The following is a 25442-nucleotide window of genomic DNA, read 5'->3' as shown; positions in this document are numbered from 1 at the left end:
TGTAATGCCAATTTCCGCCGTACTATTTGACCTTGATGATACACTGCTCTGGGATGATCGGAGCGTTAATGAAGCATTTCGTTCTGCATGTGAAGCCGCTGGGGATACGATTGATCCACAAGAACTGGAACTTGCGGTGCGTAAAGAAGCCATTGGACTATATGAATCCTACGAAACGAACCCGTTTACAAAGATGATTGGGATTAATCCGTTTGAAGCACTTTGGGGGAACTTTACTGCAGGTGAACAGCCGGAATTCCGTCAATTGGAGCAGCTTGCACCGGGATATCGTAAAGAGGCATGGCGTCGTGGTCTTGCAGCACTTGGTGTAGAGGACGAAGCTCTTGCTGAGACATTAGCAGCCAAATTCGCAGCAGAGCGTAGAAATCGACCTTACATCTATGAAGAAACGATTCAGGTGCTTGAAGAACTGAAGGGGAAAGTGAAGCTATTGCTTCTGACTAATGGATGCCCTGCATTGCAACAAGAGAAACTAGATGGCGTACCTGAAATCGTTCCTTTCTTTGATCACATCGTGATTTCTGGAAGCTTCGGCAAAGGAAAGCCGAATAAGGAAATTTTTCTGCATGCCCTAGAACTTTTAGATATTGCACCTGAGCAAGGAGTTATGGTCGGAGATAAGCTTACAACGGATATTCGTGGTGGGCTGGCAACAGGTTTGACTACAGTTTGGATTAACAGAAAAGGCAAACAGCCAGATCCGGAAATTCAGCCGGATTATGAAATCAAACATCTTGGAGAGCTTCTTTCATTGGTCCAATCTTTATAAAATTGAGTAGAAGAGGCTTTCATTCATTTAAGCTTTAAGAAGGCAGTGAGTTCCTAGGTATCTAGGAGACTTACTGTCTTTTTTATATCTACATCATATTTAGTATGTTAGATGAGATTTACTAGTATATGATTTAAGTCACAAGAGTTTAGCTGAATTGATGCGAAATACTGAAAAACCAATAATAATGTGTATAATAGATGGAGAATGTATAACATGAATTGGTAGATTCTTAGTAATCAATTTGACTGGGAGGAATCTAAATGAAGATTTCAAGAACAATAGTTCCTTTATTATTAGGTGCAACACTTTTAGTATTGGGAGGATGTTCATCAGACCAAACCAAACAATCTGGAATACATAATATGAATATGAACATGGACATGTCTATGGAGCCTATCAAGGTCGAGTTACATTGGAGTCCTGAAGAGGTTGTTGTAAATCAGAAGGTGACCTTTGAGGCTGTGGTGACGCAAGAAAACTTAGCTGTGGATGATGCGAAAGAGGTTTTATTTGAAATTGTGAGGAAAGATGATGAGGAACAGAAAATTGAGCTTAAAGGGAAGCTAGTCGGTGATGGAATCTATCAAGCAGAAGGAACACTTGCGAAAGAAGGACAATATATTGTTACATCGCATGTAACTGCTAGAACTCAGCATTCTATGCCTAATAAAGAACTCTCTGTGAAACCATAATTAAAAAGAATAGCAATTATAACCTGTAATTACAGATAATGCAGAGTGGAAAGGAAGGCTTTCCGAAATTCCTTTATTCTGCTAAACTTACTCTAATGTTTTACTGGGGGGACTATACGTTGGCTAAATATACACTTGAGGAAAGCTTACAACAAAGAATATTAATTCTAGATGGTGCAATGGGCACAATGATCCAACAGGTGCCTCTGACAGGTGAGGATTTTGGTGGGGAAGAATTAGACGGCTGTAATGAAATGCTAGTATTAACTCGTCCAGAAGTAATTCAGACGATTCATGAGCAGTATCTTGAAGCAGGTGCTGATCTCATTGAAACGAATACATTTGGTGCAACGTCTGTTGTACTTGCTGAATATGATATTCCGCAGCGGGCTCGTGAAATTAATCTGGTTGCAGCAAAGCTAGCCCGTAATGCCGTTGATAAATATGATACACCAGATCGTCCCCGCTATGTTGTAGGTGCGATGGGTCCTACAACAAAGACACTCTCTGTTACGGGAGGCGTGACTTTCCAAGAGCTCGTTGATAGCTACGAGGAACAGGCAGTGGCATTGATTGATGGTCAAGTAGATGCGTTATTGCTAGAGACCTCTCAGGATACTTTGAACGTGAAGGCTGGAAGTATAGGTATTCGAAATGCATTTGAGAAGACGGGTATCAAATTGCCAGTGATGATTTCGGGAACAATAGAGCCGATGGGTACAACACTTGCCGGTCAGAATATTGAAGCATTCTATATTTCATTAGAACATCTGAAGCCAATCTCTATTGGTCTAAACTGTGCAACGGGTCCTGAGTTCATGCGTGATCATATTCGTTCGCTTTCTGCAATCTCTTCAGCAGCTGTGAGTTGTTATCCGAACGCTGGGCTGCCAGATGAGAATGGACATTATCATGAATCTCCAGATTCTCTTGCACGTAAAATTGCTGCGTTTGCGGAAAAGGGATGGCTTAATATTGCTGGGGGTTGCTGCGGAACGACACCGGAACATATCCGTGCTATGTCGGAGGCACTTTCACAATTCCCACCACGTCCGCTTGCAGGTAATCATCCACCGGCTCTTTCGGGGATTGAACCAATCTACATTGAGAACGACAACCGTCCATACATGGTTGGTGAACGTACGAATGTATTAGGGTCGCGTAAGTTTAAACGTCTTATCGTCGAAGGTAAATATGAGGAAGCCTCAGAAATTGCCCGTGCACAGGTGAAGAGTGGTGCTCAAGTTATCGACGTCTGCGTGCAAGATCCGGACCGTGATGAGATTGAAGATATTAAGCTGTTTCTAGAATTAGTTGTAAAAAAGGTTAAAGTTCCTCTGATGATCGATACTACCGATCCTAAGGTTATTGATCTGGCGTTACAATACTGTCAAGGTAAGGCTATAATTAACTCCATTAACCTTGAAGATGGTGAAGAAAAATTCGAACTGGTCACTCCTTTGATTCATAAGTATGGCGCAGCTATCGTTGTAGGTACGATTGATGAGACAGGACAAGCAATCAAGGCTACGGACAAACTGGAAGTTGCCAAACGCTCCTACGACTTACTCGTGAATAAATACGGATTAGCCGGAGAAGATCTTATTTTCGATACGTTGGTATTCCCTGTAGGAACCGGGGATGAGCAATATATTGGCTCTGCCAAAGAAACCATTGATGGAATTCGTCTAATCAAAGAAGCTCTGCCAGGTGTTCATACGATCTTGGGAATCAGTAACGTCTCCTTTGGATTACCGGAAGCGGGGCGTGAAGTACTGAACTCAGTATTCCTCTATGAGTGCACTAAGGCTGGATTGGATTATGCGATCGTAAATACCGAGAAGGTAGAACGTTATGCTTCTATTCCTGCTGAAGATCGTCGTCTTGCTGAGGAATTGATTTATAATACGAATGACGACACACTTGCTGCTTTTGTAGCCGCCTTCCGTGGGAAGAAGATTGAGAAAAAAGAGAAAATTTCTAACCTGTCGCTAGAAGAGCGTCTCGCTTCATATGTGGTTGAAGGCACCAAAGAAGGGCTTATTCCAGACCTTAATGAGGCGCTTACCAAATCAGGACCTTTGGAGATTATCAATGGCCCGCTAATGGCCGGGATGTCAGAGGTTGGACGGCTGTTTAATAACAATGAGTTGATTGTAGCTGAGGTACTGCAAAGCGCTGAAGTGATGAAGGCTTCGGTTGGTCATTTGGAGCAGTTTATGAAGAAGGATGAGACAGCGGTAAAAGGCAAGATCATGCTGGCAACTGTAAAAGGCGACGTGCATGATATAGGTAAGAATCTGGTGGAGATCATCTTATCCAATAATGGTTATCAGATCATTAATTTGGGTATAAAAGTACCACCTGAGACCATTATCGAAGCGTTTCGTCGTGAAAAAGCCGATGCGATCGGATTGTCTGGACTACTCGTAAAATCGGCACAGCAGATGGTGCTGACTGCGCAAGACCTACGCACGGCTGGGATTGATGTGCCTATTATGGTAGGTGGTGCTGCCTTGACTCGCAAGTTCACCAAAACACGTATCCGGCCGGAATATGATGGGCTGGTATTATATGCTAAGGATGCTATGGATGGACTCGATATTGCTAATCGGCTTATGAATCCTGTTGAACGGGAGAAAATTGCCGAGGAAATTCGAGTGGAAGCAGAATCCGCAGTGGCAGTTGCTCCTAAGCAAGAGCTTCCTACGCTGACTAGAGCTGTACGCTCCAAAATATCTCCAGATGCACCTGTATTTGTTCCACCGGATTTAGAGCGCCATGTCATTCGTAATTATCCATTGGGGCATATTATCCCTTATGTGAACATGCAAATGCTGCTCGGTCACCATCTGGGACTACGAGGTTCTGTAGAGGCGCAATTAGCTGCTGGTGATGAGCGGACTGTGGAGTTGAAAGGTACTGTCGATGACATTCTACATCAAGCGATGCTGGAAGGTACGATTACTCCTCATGCGATGTATCAATTCTTTCCGGCACAATCAAGTGGTAACGATATTATCGTTTATAATCCACAGAATACAGCCGAGATTCTGCATACCTTTACTTTCCCAAGACAAGGTGTTGAGCCTTATCTCTGTCTAGCGGACTTTTTGAAGTCGGTCGACAGTGGAATGATGGACTATGTTGGATTCCTCGTGGTAACTGCGGGACACGGTGTTCGTGAGCTCTCTACAGCCCTTAAGGATAATGGAGATTATTTACGCTCACATGCGTTACAATCTGTAGCGCTGGAAGTAGCAGAAGGATTAGCGGAGCGTGTTCATCACATGATGCGTGATACATGGGGCTTCCCAGATCCTGCAGATATGACCATGAAACAAAGACATGGGGCAAGATATCAAGGGATTCGTGTATCCTTTGGTTATCCTGCATGCCCAGATCTGGAAGATCAGGGACCACTATTTAAACTGTTATCCCCAGAGGATATCGGTGTTCACCTTACAGAAGGCTTTATGATGGAGCCTGAGGCTTCCGTTTCGGCGATGGTATTCGCTCATCCAGAAGCGCAGTATTTTAATGTAGAGAAGCTGTAATTCTTTCATTTATACACCCGGTCTGTAGGGGGATTGTATCCCTTTCAGCGGAACCTCCCGTAACTGGGGGGTTTTTTGCTGGAAGAAGGACGTTTAGAATAGATAAGAGATAGTTCAGTCAATAAGAAGAAGGGAGGAAGAGGGATGGAATTATATTTTTTAGGTACGAATGCAGGGGTACCAACTATACAACGCAATGTAACGTCGATTGCATTAAGACTTCTGGAAGAACGCCGTAGCATTTGGATGTTCGATTGCGGGGAAGGGACTCAGCATCAGGTTCTTCGCTCACCGATTCGCCTAGGGAAGCTGGAAAAGCTATTTATTACACATTTACACGGAGATCATCTATTTGGTCTTCCGGGTTTATTATCTAGTCGTGGTTATCAGGGAGGGACATCTCCTTTAACGGTTTATGGTCCCCCTGGATTGAAGGCATACTTAGATATATCCTTAGCTGTGAGCCAATCCCGAATTCCATACAAGATTGAGATTGTCGAGCATACAGGAGGAACGGTATTTGAGGATGATGGTTTTAAAGTGGAGGCAGCATTATTAGAGCATCGTATTGATAGCTATGGTTACCGGGTAACGGAAAAGGATAGTCCCGGGAGCCTCAATACGGAATTACTAAAGAGTTATGGCTTAAAGCCTGGACCGTTATATGGAAAATTAAAAAAAGGTGAAGATGTTATAACGGATGACGGTGTTCGTATCTGCGCTGCTGATGTTGTTAGAGAACCTAAAAGAGGGCGTATTGTTACGATCTTGGGAGACACAAGACCTTGTTCAGGAGCTTTAGAACTCTCACTTCATGCAGACCTTATCGTTCATGAAGCAACCTTTGCTCATGATCTGGCAGAAATGGCGTATCAATACCATCACAGTACAGCACGTCAAGCTGCAGAGCTAGCAAAGGAAGCCAATGCAGCCCAACTATTGTTGACTCATTTCAGCTCTCGTTACAGTTCGTCTGAAGAGTTGATTCCTTTGCTGGAAGAAGCTGAGCTCATTTTTCCAGAGACATTATTAGCGGAGGAATTCGGCACATATCCAATTTATCGAAGACAAAACGGGCAATTGGGGAAATGATTATTTTCCGGGAAAGCGCAGGAAATGACAGTGCTATGCTAAAAAATGCTGGAAGAGTCTCTCGTTCGATTTCATTCGACGAAGTGTGTTAGATTCAAAGTAATTACAGCGTGAAAGAGGTACGAATGGCTGGAAATCTTGCCGAAAATAAACGGACAATACCACCAAACAAAAAGTATTATTAATCATTCTAAATCCAAGCTGGGCTTAGGTTGAATGTTTATTAATACCATTATTAATTTATCACATTAATTAATTTTTTTATGGAAATAGAGGGATTTATAATGGAACAGATTAAAGGATTATTGATTGACTTAGATGGTACGTTATACCATGGGCATAAAATGATTCCTGGTGCTGATTTACTGATTAAAGGTCTGCGTGAAGCGGGCATTCCTTTTTTATTTGTTACCAACAATTCATCGCGTACAGCGGCTAATGTGGCTGCACATTTATGTAGAATGGGAATCGATGCGAAAGCTGAGGAGGTATGTACCTCATCAATGGCGGCCGCACGTTACATAGCTGAGGAATCACCTGGGGCTACAGTGGCGATACTTGGAGAAGAGGGTTTGCATGTGGCTTGTACCGAAGCTGGGCTCCGCATCGTCACAGACTCACCCGATTATGTACTGCAAGGCATCGATCGCTCCTTCAACTATACGTCGCTCTCGCAAGCTTCGCGCTGGATTCTGGGAGGAGCAAAGTTTGTACTCACTAACCCAGACTTAATGCTGCCATCAGATGATGGCATTATGCCTGGCGCAGGTACGATCGGAGCAGCCATCGAGGCTGCTAGTGGAGTGAGTCCGGTAGTGATTGGCAAGCCGGAATCCCATTTAATCAAATTTGCGACAGATCTTCTTGGTATAGAGCCTGAACATGCAGTGGTTGTCGGTGATAATATGCGTACAGATATAGCAGCTGGAGTAAATGCGGGCTGTCGTACAGTTCTTGTATTTACCGGATTAACCAACGCAGAAAATCTTGACCACTATAAAAACCTTACCGGAATCTCACCGGATGAAATTTGTGCCGATTTAACTGAACTTAAAACGTTTCTCGGTGTATAATAGCTAGGATCTTATTACTTCACCAACCTAGAAGGGACGATGAGCTATGCCGGAATTGCCGGAAATGGAGAATTATAGAAAGCTGCTTAGTCAGCATATTATAAATGTGCCAATATCTGATGTAATCGTGAACAGAGAAAAATCAATTAATATGGAAACAGAAGCTTTTAGAAATGCATTGATCGGTGCGCGTGTTGTTTTTGTTGAGCGGCGTGCCAAGTATATTTTGTTTCATCTTCATGATGGACGAAGACTACTTTTACATTTAATGCTTGGTGGAATACTTTTTTATGGCACGGAGGAAGAACGGCCGGATCGTAACACACAAGTCGAAATCGCATTTGGAGATCATATCCTTTACTTTATTGGACTTCGCTTAGGCTATATACATTTGCTGTCGGTGAAGGAAAGCGAAGCCACAATGGGTAAGCTTGGACCTGAGCTGCTGGATCGTCGGATGACGCTGGAAAGATTCACTGCATTATTAAAGGGACGGAGAGGTGCGCTCAAAAGCCTGTTAGTAAATCAGCATGTGATGGCTGGAGTTGGGAATTGCTACGCCGATGAGATTGCTTTTGAAGCTAGGCTTTTACCTTCTGCACTAGTACAGAATTTAACAACTGAATCTATAGCCCGTCTTTATGAGAGCATCCAAAAAGTACTGACTGAGGCCACTGAAATTGGTGGGTACATGGAAATGCCGTTTATGACTGGGGATACTGTTACAGGTTCATATAATAATCAATGTAAAGTGTATGATCGTGAAGGCGAGTTTTGTCTTCGTGATGGGGGAACAATTATCAAAACAGAGCTATCTGGACGCAAAGTGTTTTATTGCCCAGACTGTCAGCATGACCAATAGTCTTCAAATAGGGGCTCATGTCAGCATTCGTGGCGGATATGGGAGAGCTGCCCGATTCGCTTGGGAGAGCGGTGCAACATGTTTTCAATATTTTCCTAAAAATCCGCGTAGTTTGAAACTTAAACAGGTAGATGTACGAGATACGAGGGATTGTGCGCTCTTTTGCCAAGACAAAGGGATTACTTCGATTGCTCACACACCCTATGGGATTAACATGGCGGCTGGTGTAGATGATCTTACTCCGCGAAAGGTTTATGTAGATTCTCTCTTAAATGATCTAGAGATTGCAGAAGCTTGTGGTTCATTAGGCATCGTTGTTCATTTTGGACATTTTGGTGGAATGGAGCCGTTACAAGGCTATCAAAATATTATACAATGTATGAATGATGTGCTTCAGTCCTGGGATGGTCGTACTAAGCTGCTTATAGAGAATCAAGCGGGCAACCATGGAAATGAAGGGATTACACTTGAAGAACTCGTGAAAGTTCGAGAGCTTAGCCAATTTCCGGAGAAAATAGGATTTTGTTTGGACACCTGTCACGCTTACGCAGCTGGTATCTGGAACCCTGAGCGAACGGAAGACTTCCTTGAACGAGGAGAGCGACTTGGATTTTGGCCACATCTTGTTGCTGTTCATTTAAATGATTCTAAGTTTCCTTTCGACTCAAGACGCGACAGACATGCTGGAATCGGACAAGGACATATTGGAGAGCAGGGGCTGAAAAGCTTATTGTCCTCCGAGCTTTTACGAATCTCAGCTGTTGTCATGGAAACTGAGAAGGGTGCGGATGGCAGTCACCGAAAAGAAATTGCTACTGTGCGTGGTTGGTTTGAAGCGGAGGCGTAATTGTGATTCATATCTATATGGATGATCTTCGAAAGGTACCTAAAGGGTTCGCTCTGGCTCGTTCGACGGAAGAATGTCTTCTAATGCTGCGTGAGTGTGAGGTGGATATTTTATCACTGGATTACGATATGGGGCCGGGTGATTATTCGGGTGGAGAAGTTGCCAGACGGATCGTACTGGAAGGACTGTTCCCCCGAGAAATCTATTTGCACACTTCCAGTCTGTGGGGGCGAAAAGAAATGTATGAGATCTTATATACTGCTAAACCTGAGGGGATGCTTTTGGTAAATGGTCCCCTGAGTTCTGATAAGCTTCGCGATATCGCCGAGGAGACGAACTTGAAATGAAGGTAATGAATGAAGTGGAATTACTGGAGGCGCTCAAGAGTTCAGGAGAACCGCTTGTAGTATTCTTACACACTCCACTGTGCGGTACTTGTAAGGCTGCTGAACGGATGTTAGAGGTGGCGGCTCATCTATTGCCTGCTGAACTTCAAATGGTTGCAGGCAATGTGAACATGCTGCCGAATTTGGTACAACAATATCGTATTACGAGCGTTCCTGCACTACTTGTAGCTTCTGCAGAACGGGAAAATGATCCGAAAGTTTATTATTCCATGGTTTCAGTTGAGCGAGTGCTGGAATACATAAGGAGTGTTATATCATAATCATTTCATTACAACATTTATCTCTCCGCAGGGAAGAAAGCTTAATCTTGGACGATGTGTCGCTAGAAGTTAAAGAAGGTGAGAACTGGGTCATTTTGGGACGGAATGGCTCTGGTAAAACCACAATTTTAGAGATGATGACTGGTTATTTGTTTCCTAGCAAAGGGACTGTAGAAGTGCTGGGTTATAAATATGGACAATGTGATATACGTGAGGTTCGTAAAGAAATTGGCTATATCGGGCCTTCCTTGATGGAAAAGATGTCATTAAATGATCCGGTGTGGGAGGTCGTAGCAACAGGTGCTTACGCTTATTTGCGTTTCTACGAGACGATCCCCTCCGAAGTACAAGAGAAAGCAATCAGCATGCTGGAAGATATGAATCTAGGCAATATGGCATTTCATCCTTTTGGGACCTTGTCACAGGGGGAACGTAAAAAAGCTATGCTGGCAAGATGTCTTATGGCTGACCCTAAGCTATTAATTATGGACGAGCCATGTGCCGGCCTTGATCTATATGAAAGGGAAAAAATGCTGGCTGAAATAGACAAGCTGAGACAGCGTAATGTTTCTGTAGTATACGTAACTCACCATGTGGAAGAAATTGTCCCGCTTTTCACGCATGTTGCATTAATTCGTGAGGGTAAGCTAGCTGGATCTGGACCGAAAGAAGAAGTATTAACGAAAGAAATGATCTTGGCCACTTATGATATTCCTGTTGATGTTGAATGGGATAGCGGTCGTCCCTGGATTAAAATTAGACCTGGAGGCAAAACGATTTGAACGATTTAAGACAAGATACCGAAGAGCAGAACATTGCTCCGGAAGAAGAAGTGTATTCCCGATATATTTGTACAGCTAATCACGGATTTGCGCCTTATGCGCAAGAAGAGCTTCGCCGTTTATTCGGTGCTGTGAAGAGTACCTTGTTACTACCAGGAGAAATCTTTCTGGCTACATTGCAATCTGAACCAGAGGAAGTAACGCGCCTACTCACACAGAATCTTCCCATTTTCCTGCGTCATATACAACCTGTTCAGTTTCAGGATGAAGGAACCATGGAAGCTCTACAGCGTTTGGCAATGTATTTAAGTCGCCACACTGAGCTTGAGGGTGAGAAGGTATCCCTGAACGTTCGTAAAGGTGATCCTTCCTTCTGGCAGGACAGTCCAGGAGAACTTCGTGAATGGCTCCAAGAGCAATTGCAGAGCTTAGGCGCAGAATTTACTGTGCAAGATCCAGCCTGGGTTATTTCAGTCTACGCAGACGGGAATGCCTTATATGCAGGTGTGTCCAGACCAGAAGCGAATTTATCTGGATGGAATGGCGGTGCCATCCGTTTCCGTAAGGAAGATGGACAAATCTCACGTGCCAAGTTCAAACTAATGGAAGCCGAGAAGGAGTTTGATATTCCTTTTTACAGTTTCCGTAATGCGTTAGATATTGGTGCTTCTCCAGGTGGGTGGACTTCTTTCTTACTGGAACGTGGAATGAAGGTTACAGCTGTTGACCCTGCGTTAATGCATGAGTCCCTACGTAATTATCCGGGTTTGAAAATCCTTCGTAAAAACGCTGGAGAAGTGAAATTCCGCGATAATGAATTTGATCTAATCGTATGCGATATGAGCTGGAGTCCTAAGCTGATGGCGAAGCTAGTAACCGGGTTACTACACAGTCTGTCACCGGGTGGGACAGCCATTGTGACCGTAAAACTGATGCATAAGAAACCACTTGCGATGATCAAAGAAATTATTGCGATGTTTGAAGGGGAGCGCATGCAGATTCAGCGTGCAAAGCAGCTATTCCATAATCGTGATGAGATCACACTTTATATGATTAAATACTAATCAAACAAATTTTGAATTTCTAAGGGAAAGCATCCCGTTATTAACGTGACCGTACTTTGCGGTAAGAATGTTAATGGCGGAAGCTTTCTCTTTTTTTTATTGCGAAAAGGAGGAGTTAAATTGCATTTTGAGACGAAGCTTAAGATTGGACAGGTTATTGATGACAGATACAAAATTTCGGGACTGATTGGATCAGGTGGGATGAGTATTGTTTATCTGGCGGATGATTTGCGTCTAAAGGGTAAACGATGGGCTGTAAAAGAAAGCTTATGCTTAGATGAGCTGCATTCGGACATCCAGGCGGAAGCTGATATGTTAATTACACTAGACCACCCACGATTGCCGCGTATTGTCGATTTCTATCTTCCAGATCGAGAAGGGTATTCCTATTTAATCATGGACTATATTGAAGGTGTGAGCTTGAGTCAGCTAATGAAGGATAATCCCGGACCTTTGCCAAGTGACTTCATCATTCAGGCGGCTAAACAGCTTTTAGAAGTCCTTCAATATCTGCATAGTCATCAACCACCGATTATCTATCGTGATCTAAAGCCTTCAAATATCATGTTGACACTGCAAAAAGAACTGATGTTAATTGACTTTGGGATCGCACGAAGCTACAAACACGGTATCTCTGAAGATACGGTTAAGCTTGGTACGGTTGGCTTCGCGGCACCTGAGCAATATGGAAGTGGGCAGAGTCAGCCGGTATCCGATTTATATGGACTAGGAGCATTAATTCTCTATATGGCAACTGGAGGGCAATGTAGTCAATGGGAGTTTGGGATGGAGAATAGGCTTTATAACCATATGCCATCTGGCATTATTCCAATCATAAGACGCTTATTACGACATCACGCTGAGGAGCGTTATCAGAATGCAGAAGCAGTTCTACAGGCACTAATTCGTATGGAATCTGAAATGGATAGAGGAAATGATTTTACTATTTTAGTCCCACATTCTCTAGAAAAGCGAAAAGCGATGGTCATTGCCATACTCGGAGTTGCTTCAGGTCTTGGAACAACACATACTTCATTCGCAGTGAGTAGCTTACTTGTACAGAAGGGGACAACTGCATGGGTTGATTTTTCTCCTGATTCATCGGTTTATGAACGCATTCGCAGCATGTTATACACACAGATTACAACTGTCGCAGCCAAGGATGAGAAATCTGCTTTTTCATGGAAAGGGGTACATTATTGGAAACGTCCTATTCGCGGAAAAATGGCTGATTTGATGAGAGGGGATTATCAATTTGTAGTGTTGGATCTTGGCGTTGGGGAATATGAAGGGGCGCTTGATGAGTTCAAATATAGCGATATGCCGATTCTAATTACTTCTGGTGCAGATTGGCGACTCGAAGATTTACTAGTGTGGCTTAGGCGTAAAAGGTTACAGCCTGAAACGAATTGGAGGGTGGGGTTACCACTCGCAGAACCCTCAACTGTAAAACTGTTGCAAACCGCTATAGGTACAGATAAGATTTATGGACTACCTTTTCAGCAAGATCCATTCAAGCCTAAGGGGAAGTTGGTAGAAGTGATCAATGAAATGTTTGAGGGAATATTAGATGTACCCAGTAAGGGGAAAAGCCGTAGTTTTTTTCAAAAGAAAGGCTGAATAAAGCGGTTCTCTATGCTTCCTCTTTTCACTCAACTAACTTTTAGTTCAGTGTTGCATTAAAGTGTGTTAAAATATATATTTATACGTGTTTTGAAAAATATAAGAAAGTATAAGTTTTACACTATACTTTATCTTTATATTTCTTGCATGAACGCTTACCGTCCTATAGGGACGCCGAAGACGTTTCTGCTTGAAATATAAGAAAGTATAAGCTTCACACTATACTTTATCCTTATATTTTTACGAGAAACGTTTGTCGTCTTTAAAAGACCACAACGTCGTTTCTTCTTATTACGCATTATTTAAGTATAGACAGGAGCTTGCGGAGAATTTATGAGTTTACTTAGTGTAGAAGACGTTTCCCACAATTTTGGGGATCGGACGTTGTTTAAAAATGTTTCTTTCCGGTTGTTACCGGGTGAGCATGTAGGAATCGTAGGAGCAAATGGCGTAGGAAAATCGACGCTTATGAATATTTTGACTGGAAAACTGTTGAAGGATAGTGGAAAAGTAGAGTGGACGCCTCGCGTCCGTTACGGTTACTTGGATCAGCATACGATCTTAACGCCAGGGAAAACCATCCGTGATGTATTGAAGGACGCTTTCTTGCCACTTTTAGAGCTGGAACAGGAAATGCTAACTATAACTGAAAAGATGGGCGACGCTTCTCCTGAAGAGTTAGAGATGTTACTCGAGCAAATGGGGGACATTCAGGAACAGCTGGACATCGGAGATTTTTATCTTATTGATGTAAAAGTGGAGGAAATGGCGAATGGTCTTGGCCTATCCGTTATTGGACTTGACCGTGATGTCGCTTCACTAAGTGGGGGTCAGCGCACAAAGGTTCTGTTGGCGAAGCTTCTACTTGAGAAACCGAATGTACTATTGCTGGATGAGCCTACTAACTATTTGGATGTTGAGCATATTGACTGGTTAACTAACTATTTGAAGCAATATCCATATGCATTTATATTGATCTCTCATGATACGGAATTCATGAATAAAGTCGTAAATGTGGTCTATCACCTGGAGTTCGGCAAACTTACTCGATACACTGCGAACTACGAGAAATTCCTGAATATGGCCGAGATGAATAAGATCCAACACATAGATGCTTATGAGAAACAACAGGATTTTATTAAGAAACAAGAGGATTTCATTCAGCGTAACAAAGCTCGTGCCTCCACATCTGGACGGGCGAAGAGCCGTGAGAAACAGCTGGATCGTATGGATCGAATTGATCGACCAGAAGAAGCTGCAAAACCTACCTTTAAGTTTAAAGAAAGTCGGGCCAGCGGGAAAACAGTCTTCGAAGGCATTGATTTCGAGATTGGTTACGACCGTCCGTTGCTTCCTATGCTGAACATGACCATTGAACGTGGAGAGAAGATCGCTATAACTGGTTGCAATGGTGTCGGTAAATCGACGCTACTGAAGACTATTCTTGGCGTGATTCCTACGTATAGCGGTAAAACCTATCTAGGAGATTATCTGAACTCAGCGTATTTCCAACAAGAAGTGAAAGCAGCTAATCTTACACCTATTGAGGATGTCTGGAATGAATTTTCTAGTCTAACTCAGAATGAAGTGCGTGGACATCTAGCTCGATGTGGTCTGAAAAATGAGCATATTACCCGACCGCTTAGCATGCTGAGTGGTGGCGAACAAGCTAAGGTCCGTCTCTGTAAGCTGTTGATGCGTGAGAGCAACTGGGTTCTGTTCGATGAACCTACCAATCACCTTGATGTTATTGCCAAGGCAGAGCTGAAGCGGGCATTACAAGAATATAAAGGCACAGTCCTGCTCGTCTCCCATGAACCTGATTTCTATGAAGATTGGGTTACGAAAATTTGGGATGTTGAACAGTGGTCAGCAGTACAAGTATAGAATCATCATACTCCCGGGGAATAGCAGACGATCTGCTGTTCTCCGGTTTTTGGATACGGGGAGGGAAACCGAGTGATTCATACAGATGGTCGTGAAGATCGTTATTCTCGTCAGGTGCGATTTGCGCCATTTGGAGCAGAGGGACAAGAAGGGCTCGCGCAGTCTAGTGTTTTAGTAGTGGGAGCAGGTGCGCTTGGTACAGGGATTGCAGAGACGCTGGTACGCTGCGGGGTAGGCAAAATTATTTTAGCTGACCGTGATTATGTAGAGTGGAGTAACCTTCAGAGGCAACAGCTCTATACTGAGGTAGATGCTATTGAACGTATGCCTAAGGCTGCTGCTGCGCAGCGCAGACTTCAACAGATTAATTCTGAGGTCGTTATTGAAGCCTATGTTATAGATGTTCGTGCCGAAGAGTTGGAAGGGCTTGTTTCAGGGGTTGATCTGATCATGGATGGTACAGACAATTTTGATACTCGGCTCATTATTAATGATATGGCGCAAAAGCACGGTATTCCTTGGATCTATGGTGCATGTGTAGGCAGTTATGGAATAACCTATACGATTTTGCCAGGAGAAACTCCATGTCTCCATTGTCTTCTAGGTACAGTACCGCTAGGAGGTGATACCTGTGATACCGCAGGTATACTTCCGCAAGCAGTACAACTAGTTACGGCAAATGCAACGGCAGAGGCTCTGAAACTACTAGGTCAGCGTAAAGATCAATTAAGAAACAAACTGTTAACGTTTGATGTGTGGCGGAATGAATACCATGAAATTGGAGTGAAAGCTGCCAAAAAGAAAAACTGCCCTTCTTGTGGGAGTCATCCGATCTACCCCTATCTAATGGCAGCGAATACCGAACGAGGCGATGTTCTTTGTGGAAGGGATACAGTACAAATTCGACCTGCGAGACCACAGAAGCTTAACTTGCAGGAAACTGCGGATCGTTTGTCTCGTTTAGGAAGCGGAAGCGTGGACAGCAACGTTTATCTGGTTTCTTTTATAGAAGGGCCTTATCGGTTAGTAATTTTTGCTGATGGTAGAGCGTTGATTCATGGAACAAAAGATATTGCTGCTGCTCGAGGCTTTTATCATCGATATTTTGGATAAAGAAGCTGTAAATAGGTGTTCAGGCCATTTCTTAGGAATGGTCTTTTTGTTTTCCGGGAATTCTATACGTACCGCAGTGATGCTGGTGCAAGTCATATGGATATGGGGGAACTTTGTGATTGAGCAAATAATATGGTATATGGCTGATAGCAGTAGTAGAGAAGAAGATCGAACCGTTATAGAAAGTGTGCTACAAGATATTGGACTTGAAGCAACAAAAAGCGAAGATCCCGAGGATCTCCGCTTATCCATATCAAAAGTAGAACCGGTACTGCTGCTTGCTGAGTTATGCGAGGTGGGGACTTGGGAAGGCTGGGACATAATTTCCGCTGTAAGAGCTGAGGGGATGATACTACCGGTAATGGTGATTTCCGGTGAACAATCTGAATCTGGAACTGGGGCAGTTTCGGCGTTCTCAGCCGGGGGTAATGAATATATGACAAAGCCTTTACATACCGGTGAATTCAAACACAGAATTCTAAATTTGTTAACCCTTACTGGACGGCGTCGAAATTTAAATCAAATACTGAGAGTCGATGGTTTAATGCTCGATCCCAGCCGCAGGTTTGTAAGTCGCGACGGGATCGAGTTAAAAATGACACCCAAAGAATTTGATCTATTGTATTATCTCGCTGCGAACCAAGGAATGATATGCTCTCGCATCGAGATACTTAAGGAAGTATGGGGTTACCAATTTCACGCAGATACCAATGTTGTAGATGTTTACATCAGACATATCCGTTTGAAAATGGATAAAGGTCACCGGAACAAGTTGATTCACACCGTTCGCGGAACAGGATATGTAATGAGGGCGCCCGAAGGCGGCACCACATCCTGAGACTATTTCTCTATTATAGTTAGAACTCTACTACAGAGTCGTTGTTTACAGTACGCGGCGAGCCTTTAAATATGTTTTTTTCCAAGTACCGGAGTTAAGATCGGAAATCGTAACACCAGGTTTGCCGTAAGTGTGCAGAATTTTACCATTGCCGGCATAAACAGCAACGTGAGTTACGTTTTTACCAGTTGCTCTGCTACCGCTGGAGAAGAATACGAGATCGCCTACACGAAGATTCGCTTTAGATACGGCTGTTCCTACTTTTGATTGCGCTGCAGCCGTACGAGGCAGTGTTACGTTATATTGTTTAAAGATGTATTTTGTAAAAGAAGAGCAGTCAAAAACTTTAGTAGTAGAAGTGGATGCACCGAACTTGTAAGGCACTCCCATATATTTCTTCCCGAGATTCACTACGCTTTGACCTTTAGATACGGAAGCTGCTTCAACTTTCGTTGCGCCTACGCCTGTTGCCATCATTGTACCCAAGCCCATTGTAGTAACCATACCTATAACAATCGCTTTTTTAATCCATTGTTGTTTATTCATGTTGTATTACCTCCAAGGTGTTAGTCTTTGTTGTTGTGTTTGTCTGTCTTGCTTGCCTGATTCGTAGTATAGCAGGTTATCTATGACATAAAAATTGGAAGAGGTGCAATAAAGTGAGGCTGGGTATGGGTTGTAAGCGTTTTATTAAAAATTCATTAAAAGTTACAAAAAATTAATAATTTGATGTAATAGGATCTTAAAAAAGCCGGAAAACCCTTGGTACAAAAGGGTTTTTACGGCTTTTTCGAATTTGAGATAAAAGTTACAATGATGTTTCTAAACTATAAAAAAGTAGCATTTTTACGTTAAACATGATCTCTATGTATCTAGTCTTTACTCTGAATGATCAGCAACAATCCACTTCGAATGGTAACCGTCCCTGAGGATGAAACCAGTTTGTTACTCACACCAAGTGATTGTCCAAGCTTTAGTGTAGCGTTAGTCAATGGATATTGAAATCCTTCTAAGGTAATACCCGATACTTCTGGGGTTAAAGGCAGTAAAGAAACGTAGGTATAGCCTAAATCGTTGATAACTGCTTGGGATCCTGTAAGGGTTATATAGTTATGCGTGTCCATGACGTAGCAGTTGATTTGACGTTGTAGGGCTCTTGTCATCATTTGAATGCTAGCCAGGGAGTGGTCAATTCGAGTACCTGTAACACCTAATAGTAGAATAGAATCGGGTTGCTGATCCATCGCAATATCTAGCGCCATCTCACTATCTGTCAAATCTTTGTTCACGGCATCACAGGTGATAGTCTTCTTGCTTTTGGATTCAATATCTTGAAGCGCTTCAGGCGAAACGGAATCAAAATCACCTACTGCTATATCTGGTGTATATCCGTGTGAAATGAGAAATAGCGCTCCCTGATCCGCACCGATAATAAAATCATCTTCATCTAATAGGTTGAAATATTCTGGAGACAGTTCTCCACCTGCAAAAATTACGACTCGTTTGGATGACATAACATCCATTCCTCCTCTTAAACCTCTTGTTGAGTATCCTGTCCAGTATAATGCAGATCGAAAGGTTGCACAATTGACCTCGAGAACGCTAAAATGAGAGTGTGCGATCTTTTGAGTATAAATTCACATATAATTAGGTTTAACAACGGGAGGTGAACAAAATCGTAAGAGTACTGTTTGTATGTCTGGGTAATATTTGTCGATCACCAATGGCGGAGGCTGTTCTGCGGCATAAGATTAATGAACGAGAACTATCTGATAAGATTCTTGTAGACTCAGCGGGAACTGGAGATTGGCATATAGGAAAAGAGCCGCATGAAGGAACAAGACGTATCCTTGATCAGAACGACATTAGCTATGAGAACATGTTAGCGCGGCTAGTCGACAGTGAAGATTTTCAAAAATTTGACTATATCGTCTGCATGGACAAGTCTAATGGAGAGAATGTTCGAAAGATTCCAGGTGGGAAAGACGCCGAGCTAATGTTCTTCATGGATTTATTGCCTGAGGAGGAGCTGCGCGAAGTGCCGGATCCGTATTTTACAGGTAATTTTGAACAGGTATATGATTTGATCAACGCGGGCTGTGACATATTGCTGGAAAGAATGATAAGAGAAAAGCTGTAACCCATTCGGATTACAGCTCTCTCTGTATGATTCATATGGTAAATCGAGGGAAATTGCTGAATTTAACTGTAAGCGCAATCAAGTAATCTACATACTGTTCTTTAGATGTTCACTATTTACTACTATCAATAGGTCATTATGCGTTTAAGAAATAGAGTAGAGATTCTGGTAGCTCTTTCTGCCAGAAGCCCCAGAGATGAAGTCCGTCTTTCTCTCGGTAGGATACGGTTGCTCCGCGTAATTCAAGCAATGTTTTTGTTTCTCGATTCATCTGAACAAAATCATAAATGCCAGTATCCGTTTTGTAGTCTGTTTCCTGCAGACCAACGACCATATTAATGTTGAGCCAGGAGAGATCCTCTTCTTTAGCCAGCATGTCGCGGGATTCAGGATAGAATGCACCGGAAAGGCTGATGATACGTGTGAAGATCGCAGGATAAGCAAGTGCAAGATGGAGCGATACACTGCCCCCAAGGGAGTCACCTGCTAAGATTCGTTCGTCCGGAGTACGGCGCACAGGATATTTTTGTTCAATGAAGGGAATAATCTCTTCGGAAAAGCAAGATAAGTACTGCTTGAATCTGTTGCCAAAAGGAGCGTATTCTTGAGTGCGAACAGCGACGTCTACTTCGACACCAACAATGATGAAGGGCTCTACGTCTTCTTCTATAATAAGACGTCCAGCGAGTGTAGCGATACGGCCAAAGTTAAAGAACTCTTCGCCGTCTTGGCAGTACACCACTGGGTAGCTCAAGACTTCGTTGTAGCCGGGAGGAAGATAGATGCGTAATTTACGTTCCTCCTGCAGATGTTTACTCCAAAGCGTTTCTTTTACAATTGTGCGTTTCAGAAAAACAGAATCGCTCATAGTTGCCACGTCACCTTTCTTGTCGAATTTTGCAATACACAACGGTTTGCTCTAAAATGAATAGCTGAGTAACTGTGTGATTAATCATTTACTTGTTCCAAAAGCTTTAAACTGTTATATAAAAATAAATCACCTGTTATACATACAAAATTTAAAGGAATATAAATTTTATAAGTATTTCTTTGACGAAAGTAACCAAACAGGTGTATAATAATATTATAACAGAGGCAGCTGATATTCAAATTTTTTTATTGAGGTGAAGATAATGAGTAAAGTTCCTTATGAAGTGTATACAGAGGACGTCGAGGCTCTAACGGTACTTTCCCCGGATGGAGAAATTATCAACAAGGATAAAATGCCTGATTTAACCGACGATCAACTGAAAGAAATTATGTATCGTATGGTATTTACCCGTACTTGGGATGATCGTGCAGTAAATCTTGGTCGTCAAGGCCGTCTTGGTTTCTACGCACCGGTATCCGGTCAAGAAGCTACTATGATTGGTAGCGAGTACGCTTTGGAGAAAGAAGACTTCTTATGCCCAGGCTACCGTGATATTCCGCAGCTAGTATGGCACGGACTTCCATTGTACCAAGCATTCTTATATTCCCGTGGACACCAACATGGTGGAGCTATTCCTGATGGCGTTAATGTATTGATGCCACAAATTATCATCGGCGCGCAAATCTTGCACGCTACAGGAATTGCAATGGGCTTTAAATTGAAGAAACAAAAGAGTGTTGCAATTACTTACACTGGTGATGGCGGTTCTTCTGAAGGCGACTTCTATGAAGGCTTGAACTTTGCTGGTCGCTTTAAACTGCCTGTTATCTTCTTTGTTCAAAACAACGGTTACGCGATTACGACTCCATTCGCAAAACAAACAGCTTCCAAATCGATCGCCCACAAAGCGGTTGCAGCTGGTATCCCGGGAATTAAAGTTGACGGCATGGACATCTTTGCAGTAATCAGTGCTGTTCGTGACGCTGCTGAGCGTGCACGTAATGGCGAAGGTGCTACATTGATCGAAGCTGTAACTTACCGTTTCCGTCCACACTCCCTTTCTGACGATGCAAGTAAATATCGTTCGAAAGAAGAAGAAGGACAATGGAGCGAAAAGGATCCAATCAACCGTCTTGCCAAGTATTTGGAGAAGAAAGGTCTTTGGACTGAAGAAGATACGCTGCGCGTGAAAGACGAAGCGAAAGCTACTGTTAACGAGCAGATTAAAAAAGCTGAACAAACCGAAAAAATGACTATACCTGGCTTGATCGACAGCATGTTCGAAGTAACACCTAAACATCTGGAAGAGCAAAAAGCCGATTTTGAATAAGGGGGATATCAGGCAATGGCACAAATGAATATGAAAGAAGCGATCCGCGACGCGATGCGCGTTGAACTGAATCGTGACCCTAACGTTCTTATCTTCGGAGAGGATGTTGGTAATGTAGGTGGCGTTTTCCGTGTAACGGAAGGGCTGCAAAAGGAATTTGGCGAAGATCGTATTTTTGATACTCCACTAGCTGAGTCCGCTATCGGTGGTCTGGCATTTGGTCTTGGTGTACAAGGCTTCCGCCCAATTGCAGAAATTCAATTCGTTGGTTTTATCTTTGAAGCACTTGATCAGATCGTTGTTCAAGCGGCACGTCTGCGCTGGCGTTCTGGCGGTAAATATAATGCTCCGATCGTATTCCGTACTCCTTTTGGTGGCGGAGTTAAGGCTGCTGAGCTTCATACAGATTCACTCGAAGGTTTGATTGCACAAAGCCCGGGTATTAAAGTAGTAATTCCTTCAAACCCATATGATGCTAAGGGACTTCTTATCGCGTCTATCCGCGACAATGACCCTGTATTCTTCATGGAGCATTTGAACCTTTACCATGCATTCCGTGCTGAAGTGCCAGAAGGTGAATACACTGTTGAACTTGGCAAAGCTAACGTAGTACGTGAAGGTGCTGATGTATCTATCATTACTTACGGGCTGATGGTACATACAGCTACCAAAGCAGCCGAGCAACTCGAAAAAGAAGGCATTAACGTTGAAATTATTGACCTTCGTACTGTAAGTCCAATCGACATCGACACTATTGTAGCGTCTGTGAAGAAGACTAACCGTGCTATCGTAGTACAAGAAGCTCAAAAGAGCTCCGGTGTTGCTGCTGAGGTTATTGCGCAAATTAACGAAAAAGCATTGCTGCACTTGGAAGCACCTGTTCTTCGGATCGCAGGTCCGGACACAATATATCCATTCGCACAAATTGAAGATACATGGCTTCCAAACCCTGCGCGTATTATTGCAGGCGTGAAGAAAGTTTTGGATTTCTAAAATATTTTTTCTATGAGAAACGGTTGTCATCCTTTATGGATGACAACGTCGTTTCTTCTTCTGAATTCTAACCATAAGGTCAGTCCCAATTTCACAAGGAGGTTTTCAAAGTGGCAAAGTTTGAATACCGATTCCCTGAACTAGGTGAAGGTTTGCATGAAGGTGAAATCATCAAAATGCATATCAAAGCCGGTGACAAGGTAACGGATGATGATATCGTAATGGAAGTTCAAAATGATAAGGCGGTAGTTGAGGTGCCTTGTCCAGTGAACGGTACCGTGTTGGAAGTTTTGACTAAAGATGGCCAAGTTTGCCGTGTTGGCGAAGTTGTAGCTATTATCGAAGCTGAGGGCGACGTGCCTGAGCAAGAAGGTCATGCTGCTGAAGAAGCTCCAGCTGCACCTACACCTGCTGCACCAGCTCCTGCGAATGCTAAATCTGCGAACTTTGAATATCGGTTCCCAGAACTGGGTGAAGGTCTGCATGAAGGTGAAATCATCAAAATGCATATCAAAGCCGGTGACAAAGTAACCGATGATGATATCATCATGGAAGTTCAAAATGACAAGGCAGTAGTTGAAGTTCCTTGTCCAGTGAACGGTACTGTGTTGGAAGTTCTGACTAAAGATGGTCAAGTATGCCGTGTTGGCGATGTTGTAGCTATCATTGCTGCAGAAGGTGACGTTCCTGAACAAGCAGGTCATGCTTCCGCAGAAGCAGATGCAGCAAAAGGAAGTGCAAATACCACTTCTTCCCCTGCAGCAACTAGCCCATCTGATGCTAAACAAGGTGGATCTGTTAGTGCAGCACCAGCGCCTGATCGTGATGTGTTGGCTACACCAAGCGTTCGTAAATTTGCTCGTGAGCAAAAAGTGGATATCTCTAAAGTGAACGGAACTGGAAAAGGCGGCAAAATCACTCGTGAAGACGTTGAAGCATTCTTGAAAGGTGGTTCAGCACCTGCGGCAGCGGCAACACCTGCAGCGGCAGCTTCTGAAGCTCCTAAGGCTGCTAAAACTGAAGCTAAAGCAACATCTGCTGCAGCGAGCGGTAATGTTAGTCTTGAAGAAGAACGTGTACCTTACAAGGGCATTCGTAAAGCGATCGCCAATGCAATGGTTAAATCGGCTTACACTGCACCTCACGTTACAATTATGGACGAAGTAGATGTTACTGAACTGGTAGCATTCCGTACACGTATGAAGCCAATCGCTGAGAAAAAAGGCGTTAAGGTTACTTACCTTCCGTTCATTGTTAAAGCATTGGTTGCAGCTTCCCGTCAATTCCCAGCGCTTAACGCTATGATTGATGAAGAAGCAGGCGAGATTGTTTACAAGAAATACTACAACATCGGTATCGCTACTGATACACCAAACGGCTTGATCGTTCCAGTTATCAAAGATGCTGACCGTAAGAGCATCTGGATGATCGCTAGCAGCATCACTGACCTTGCAGTTCGTGGTCGTGACGGTAAATTGTCTGCTAACGAAATGAAGGGCAGCACGATCTCCATCAGTAACATTGGTTCTGCTGGCGGTATGTTCTTTACTCCAATCATTAACTTCCCTGAAGTGGCTATCCTCGGAACTGGCCGTATCAGTGAAAAAGCAGTAGTTAAGAATGGTGAAATCGTAGTTGCTCCTGTAATGGCGTTGTCACTCAGCTTTGACCACCGTATTATCGATGGTGCGACTGCTCAAAACTTTATGAACTACATTAAATCGCTGCTCAATAATCCTGAGCTGCTGGTTATGGAGGTATAATTATGGTAGTAGGAGACGCTTCTCTAGATATTGACACATTGGTCATTGGTGCAGGTCCTGGTGGGTATGTGGCGGCAATTCGTGCCGCTCAGCTCGGCCAAAAAGTCCTCATCGTGGATAAATCGGAACTCGGCGGTGTATGTTTGAACCGTGGATGTATTCCTTCTAAAGCACTGATTGCTGCTGCACATCAGTTCGAATCTGCTAAGCATGGTGAAGTTTTCGGTGTCACTGCTGAGAACGTTAAAGTGGATTTTGCCAAAACTCAAGAGTTCAAAAACGGCGTAGTTAAGAAAATGACTAGCGGCGTGACTAGCTTGATGAAAGGCAACAAAATTGAAGTATTTAACGGCGAATGCATGTTTATCAGCGACACAGAAGCACGTGTGTTCAATGATCATGAATCCCCACGTTACCGCTTCAAACACTGTATCATTGCAACAGGTTCCCGTCCGATTGAACTGAAACCTTTCCCATTCGGTGGACGCATTCTGTCTTCGACTGAAGCTCTTGAGCTTCCAGAAATTCCGAAGAGCATGATCGTAATCGGTGGTGGTTACATCGGCGCTGAGCTTGGCCAAATGTACTCCAAATTCGGTACTAAAGTAACAATCATCGAAGGTTTGGATACTGTACTTCCAGGCTTTGATAAAGATATGACTCGTCTTGTTGCGAAAAACATGGCTAAAACTGGCATCGAAATCGTAACTAACGCTAAAGCTGAAAGTGCTGTACAGAACGACAAGGAAGTTACCGTGAAATATTCTGTTGGTGGCGAATCCAAAGAAGTTACTGCGGATTACTTGCTTGTAACTGTAGGCCGTCGTCCTAACACTGATGGTGAACTTGGACTAGACCTGATCGGTCTTGAGCTCGACGAGCGTGGATTGATCAAAGTCGATCACCAAGGTCGCACAAGCATTCCTAACATCTTCGCTATCGGCGACGTTGTTCCAGGTCTGGCGTTGGCTCACAAAGCTTCTTACGAAGGTAAGATTGCCGCAGAAGCGATTGCAGGACTTACATCTGTTGTTGACTACAAAGTCATCCCAGCAGTTGTGTTTACAGATCCTGAATGCTCAAGCGTTGGTTTGACTGAGAAAGAAGCGAAAGACAAAGGCTACAAAGTGAAAGCTGGTAAGTTCCCATTTGCAGGGAATGGCCGCGCCGTATCTTTGAACAGCCCAGAAGGTTTCATCAAAATTGTTGCTAACTCCGAAAACAATCTTGTGCTTGGTGCACAAATCGTTGGTATCGAAGCTTCTAACTTGATCGCTGAACTTGGTTTGGCAATTGAAATGGGCGCAACACTTGAAGATATCGCTTTGACTATTCATGCGCATCCAACCCTTGGCGAAATCGTCATGGAAGCTGCTGAACTGGTTGAAGGTCATCCTATTCACGTAATGAAATAATTTCTCTACCCAATTGCTCTAGCAGGCACTGAAAGGCGGA

At 43.3% G+C, this 25442-nt stretch carries 23 protein-coding genes; 20 read left to right on the top strand and 3 right to left on the bottom strand.

The annotated features are described in order from the left end of the window. Positions 1-4 precede the first annotated feature (4 nt). The 15 genes from MKX60_RS22180 to MKX60_RS22110 all read left to right on the top strand — a co-directional run bounded on the left by MKX60_RS22180 (position 5) and on the right by MKX60_RS22110 (position 16890). Positions 5-790 carry an HAD family hydrolase gene (locus MKX60_RS22180; RefSeq protein ID WP_076283536.1) on the top strand — a complete coding sequence of 262 codons (786 nt, stop codon included), beginning with the start codon at positions 5-7 and terminating at the stop codon, positions 788-790. Between the two features lie 263 nt (positions 791-1053). Further along, on the top strand, positions 1054-1485 hold the full coding sequence (locus MKX60_RS22175) for a FixH family protein (protein WP_076298754.1): 432 nt from the start codon (positions 1054-1056) through the stop codon (positions 1483-1485). 179 nt (positions 1486-1664) lie between these two features. Further along, positions 1665-5042, top strand: a complete 3378-nt coding sequence (gene metH, locus MKX60_RS22170; protein WP_371916531.1) for a methionine synthase — start codon at positions 1665-1667, stop codon at positions 5040-5042. A gap of 144 nt (positions 5043-5186) precedes the next feature. Then, positions 5187-6134 carry a ribonuclease Z gene (rnz, locus tag MKX60_RS22165; RefSeq protein WP_341061002.1) on the top strand — a complete coding sequence of 316 codons (948 nt, stop codon included), beginning with the start codon at positions 5187-5189 and terminating at the stop codon, positions 6132-6134. Between the two features lie 284 nt (positions 6135-6418). Further along, entirely contained in the window at positions 6419-7207 is a 789-nt protein-coding gene (locus tag MKX60_RS22160; RefSeq protein ID WP_076283540.1) for an HAD-IIA family hydrolase, read from the top strand. 46 nt (positions 7208-7253) lie between these two features. After that, on the top strand, positions 7254-8069 hold the full coding sequence (locus MKX60_RS22155) for an Fpg/Nei family DNA glycosylase (RefSeq protein WP_341061001.1): 816 nt from the start codon (positions 7254-7256) through the stop codon (positions 8067-8069). Then, the gene (locus tag MKX60_RS22150; protein ID WP_076283542.1) at positions 8059-8916 is read left to right on the top strand and encodes a deoxyribonuclease IV; all 858 of its coding nucleotides are present in this window, start codon (positions 8059-8061) and stop codon (positions 8914-8916) included. The genes MKX60_RS22155 and MKX60_RS22150 overlap by 11 nt, the downstream gene beginning before the upstream one ends. Before the next feature lie 2 nt (positions 8917-8918). Then, positions 8919-9263 (top strand): cyclic-phosphate processing receiver domain-containing protein, encoded by a 345-nt coding sequence (locus MKX60_RS22145; protein ID WP_076283543.1) that lies wholly within the window; start codon positions 8919-8921, stop codon positions 9261-9263. Further along, positions 9260-9583 carry a thioredoxin family protein gene (locus MKX60_RS22140; protein ID WP_231573284.1) on the top strand — a complete coding sequence of 108 codons (324 nt, stop codon included), beginning with the start codon at positions 9260-9262 and terminating at the stop codon, positions 9581-9583. The genes MKX60_RS22145 and MKX60_RS22140 overlap by 4 nt, the downstream gene beginning before the upstream one ends. Then, positions 9583-10365 (top strand): ABC transporter ATP-binding protein, encoded by a 783-nt coding sequence (locus MKX60_RS22135; protein ID WP_076298749.1) that lies wholly within the window; start codon positions 9583-9585, stop codon positions 10363-10365. Before MKX60_RS22140 ends, MKX60_RS22135 begins: the two co-directional genes overlap by 1 nt. Continuing rightward, on the top strand, positions 10362-11429 hold the full coding sequence (locus tag MKX60_RS22130; RefSeq protein WP_076298748.1) for an SAM-dependent methyltransferase: 1068 nt from the start codon (positions 10362-10364) through the stop codon (positions 11427-11429). Before MKX60_RS22135 ends, MKX60_RS22130 begins: the two co-directional genes overlap by 4 nt. A 120-nt stretch (positions 11430-11549) precedes the next feature. Next, complete coding sequence (locus tag MKX60_RS22125) at positions 11550-13049, top strand: serine/threonine protein kinase (RefSeq protein WP_341061000.1); 1500 nt, start codon at positions 11550-11552, stop codon at positions 13047-13049. A gap of 336 nt (positions 13050-13385) precedes the next feature. Then, complete coding sequence (locus MKX60_RS22120) at positions 13386-14939, top strand: ABC-F family ATP-binding cassette domain-containing protein (protein ID WP_042188823.1); 1554 nt, start codon at positions 13386-13388, stop codon at positions 14937-14939. 72 nt (positions 14940-15011) lie between these two features. Then, complete coding sequence (locus MKX60_RS22115; RefSeq protein WP_076283547.1) at positions 15012-16052, top strand: ThiF family adenylyltransferase; 1041 nt, start codon at positions 15012-15014, stop codon at positions 16050-16052. Continuing rightward, positions 15997-16890, top strand: coding sequence for a response regulator transcription factor (locus MKX60_RS22110; protein WP_076283548.1), 894 nt, complete (start codon positions 15997-15999; stop codon positions 16888-16890). Before MKX60_RS22115 ends, MKX60_RS22110 begins: the two co-directional genes overlap by 56 nt. Positions 16891-16935: 45 nt before the next feature. Here MKX60_RS22110 and MKX60_RS22105 read toward each other — a convergent pair whose 3' ends face one another. Further along, positions 16936-17436: a C40 family peptidase gene (locus MKX60_RS22105; protein WP_076283549.1), complete on the bottom strand. Its 501-nt coding sequence runs from the start codon at positions 17434-17436 to the stop codon at positions 16936-16938. A 326-nt stretch (positions 17437-17762) separates the two neighbouring features. Next, positions 17763-18404, bottom strand: coding sequence for a thiamine diphosphokinase (locus MKX60_RS22100; protein ID WP_076283550.1), 642 nt, complete (start codon positions 18402-18404; stop codon positions 17763-17765). 161 nt (positions 18405-18565) lie between these two features. On the opposite strand from MKX60_RS22100, the gene MKX60_RS22095 reads away from it, so the two are divergent. Next, on the top strand, positions 18566-19030 hold the full coding sequence (locus MKX60_RS22095) for a low molecular weight protein-tyrosine-phosphatase (RefSeq protein WP_076283779.1): 465 nt from the start codon (positions 18566-18568) through the stop codon (positions 19028-19030). Positions 19031-19166: 136 nt separating this feature from the next. Here the strand turns inward: MKX60_RS22095 and MKX60_RS22090 are convergent, their stop codons facing one another. Further along, positions 19167-19898 carry an alpha/beta hydrolase gene (locus tag MKX60_RS22090; RefSeq protein ID WP_076283551.1) on the bottom strand — a complete coding sequence of 244 codons (732 nt, stop codon included), beginning with the start codon at positions 19896-19898 and terminating at the stop codon, positions 19167-19169. Between the two features lie 265 nt (positions 19899-20163). On the opposite strand from MKX60_RS22090, the gene pdhA reads away from it, so the two are divergent. The 4 genes from pdhA to lpdA all read left to right on the top strand — a co-directional run bounded on the left by pdhA (position 20164) and on the right by lpdA (position 25402). Further along, positions 20164-21231, top strand: a complete 1068-nt coding sequence (gene pdhA / locus MKX60_RS22085) for a pyruvate dehydrogenase (acetyl-transferring) E1 component subunit alpha (protein WP_042188812.1) — start codon at positions 20164-20166, stop codon at positions 21229-21231. 15 nt (positions 21232-21246) lie between these two features. Further along, positions 21247-22224, top strand: coding sequence for an alpha-ketoacid dehydrogenase subunit beta (locus MKX60_RS22080; protein ID WP_076298744.1), 978 nt, complete (start codon positions 21247-21249; stop codon positions 22222-22224). A 110-nt stretch (positions 22225-22334) separates the two neighbouring features. After that, a complete protein-coding gene (locus MKX60_RS22075) occupies positions 22335-23987 on the top strand; it encodes a 2-oxo acid dehydrogenase subunit E2 (protein ID WP_076298743.1) in 1653 nt (550 codons plus the stop codon). A 2-nt stretch (positions 23988-23989) separates the two neighbouring features. Continuing rightward, positions 23990-25402 (top strand): dihydrolipoyl dehydrogenase, encoded by a 1413-nt coding sequence (gene lpdA, locus MKX60_RS22070; protein ID WP_042188806.1) that lies wholly within the window; start codon positions 23990-23992, stop codon positions 25400-25402. Positions 25403-25442 lie beyond the last annotated feature (40 nt).

Origin of the sequence: Paenibacillus sp. FSL R5-0914 (genome assembly GCF_038004525.1) — a bacterium.
GTDB lineage: Bacteria > Bacillota > Bacilli > Paenibacillales > Paenibacillaceae > Paenibacillus_AQ.
The sequence above is the reverse complement of the archived record's forward strand: the minus strand, read 5'-3'. Positions and strand labels throughout refer to the sequence as shown.

Excerpts from the sequence above, each read along its gene's own strand:
- MKX60_RS22180 (WP_076283536.1), top strand. The coding sequence starts at position 5 with ATGCCAATTTCCGCCGTACTATTTGACCTTGATGATACACTGCTCTGG.
- MKX60_RS22175 (WP_076298754.1), top strand. The coding sequence starts at position 1,054 with ATGAAGATTTCAAGAACAATAGTTCCTTTATTATTAGGTGCAACACTT.
- metH (WP_371916531.1), top strand. The coding sequence starts at position 1,665 with ATGGGCACAATGATCCAACAGGTGCCTCTGACAGGTGAGGATTTTGGT.
- rnz (WP_341061002.1), top strand. The coding sequence starts at position 5,187 with ATGGAATTATATTTTTTAGGTACGAATGCAGGGGTACCAACTATACAA.
- MKX60_RS22160 (WP_076283540.1), top strand. The coding sequence starts at position 6,419 with ATGGAACAGATTAAAGGATTATTGATTGACTTAGATGGTACGTTATAC.
- MKX60_RS22155 (WP_341061001.1), top strand. The coding sequence starts at position 7,254 with ATGCCGGAATTGCCGGAAATGGAGAATTATAGAAAGCTGCTTAGTCAG.
- MKX60_RS22150 (WP_076283542.1), top strand. The coding sequence starts at position 8,059 with ATGACCAATAGTCTTCAAATAGGGGCTCATGTCAGCATTCGTGGCGGA.
- MKX60_RS22140 (WP_231573284.1), top strand. The coding sequence starts at position 9,260 with ATGAAGGTAATGAATGAAGTGGAATTACTGGAGGCGCTCAAGAGTTCA.
- MKX60_RS22120 (WP_042188823.1), top strand. The coding sequence starts at position 13,386 with ATGAGTTTACTTAGTGTAGAAGACGTTTCCCACAATTTTGGGGATCGG.
- MKX60_RS22110 (WP_076283548.1), top strand. The coding sequence starts at position 15,997 with ATGGAACAAAAGATATTGCTGCTGCTCGAGGCTTTTATCATCGATATT.
- MKX60_RS22105 (WP_076283549.1), bottom strand. The coding sequence starts at position 17,436 with ATGAATAAACAACAATGGATTAAAAAAGCGATTGTTATAGGTATGGTT.
- MKX60_RS22100 (WP_076283550.1), bottom strand. The coding sequence starts at position 18,404 with ATGTCATCCAAACGAGTCGTAATTTTTGCAGGTGGAGAACTGTCTCCA.
- MKX60_RS22090 (WP_076283551.1), bottom strand. The coding sequence starts at position 19,898 with ATGAGCGATTCTGTTTTTCTGAAACGCACAATTGTAAAAGAAACGCTT.
- pdhA (WP_042188812.1), top strand. The coding sequence starts at position 20,164 with ATGAGTAAAGTTCCTTATGAAGTGTATACAGAGGACGTCGAGGCTCTA.
- MKX60_RS22080 (WP_076298744.1), top strand. The coding sequence starts at position 21,247 with ATGGCACAAATGAATATGAAAGAAGCGATCCGCGACGCGATGCGCGTT.
- lpdA (WP_042188806.1), top strand. The coding sequence starts at position 23,990 with ATGGTAGTAGGAGACGCTTCTCTAGATATTGACACATTGGTCATTGGT.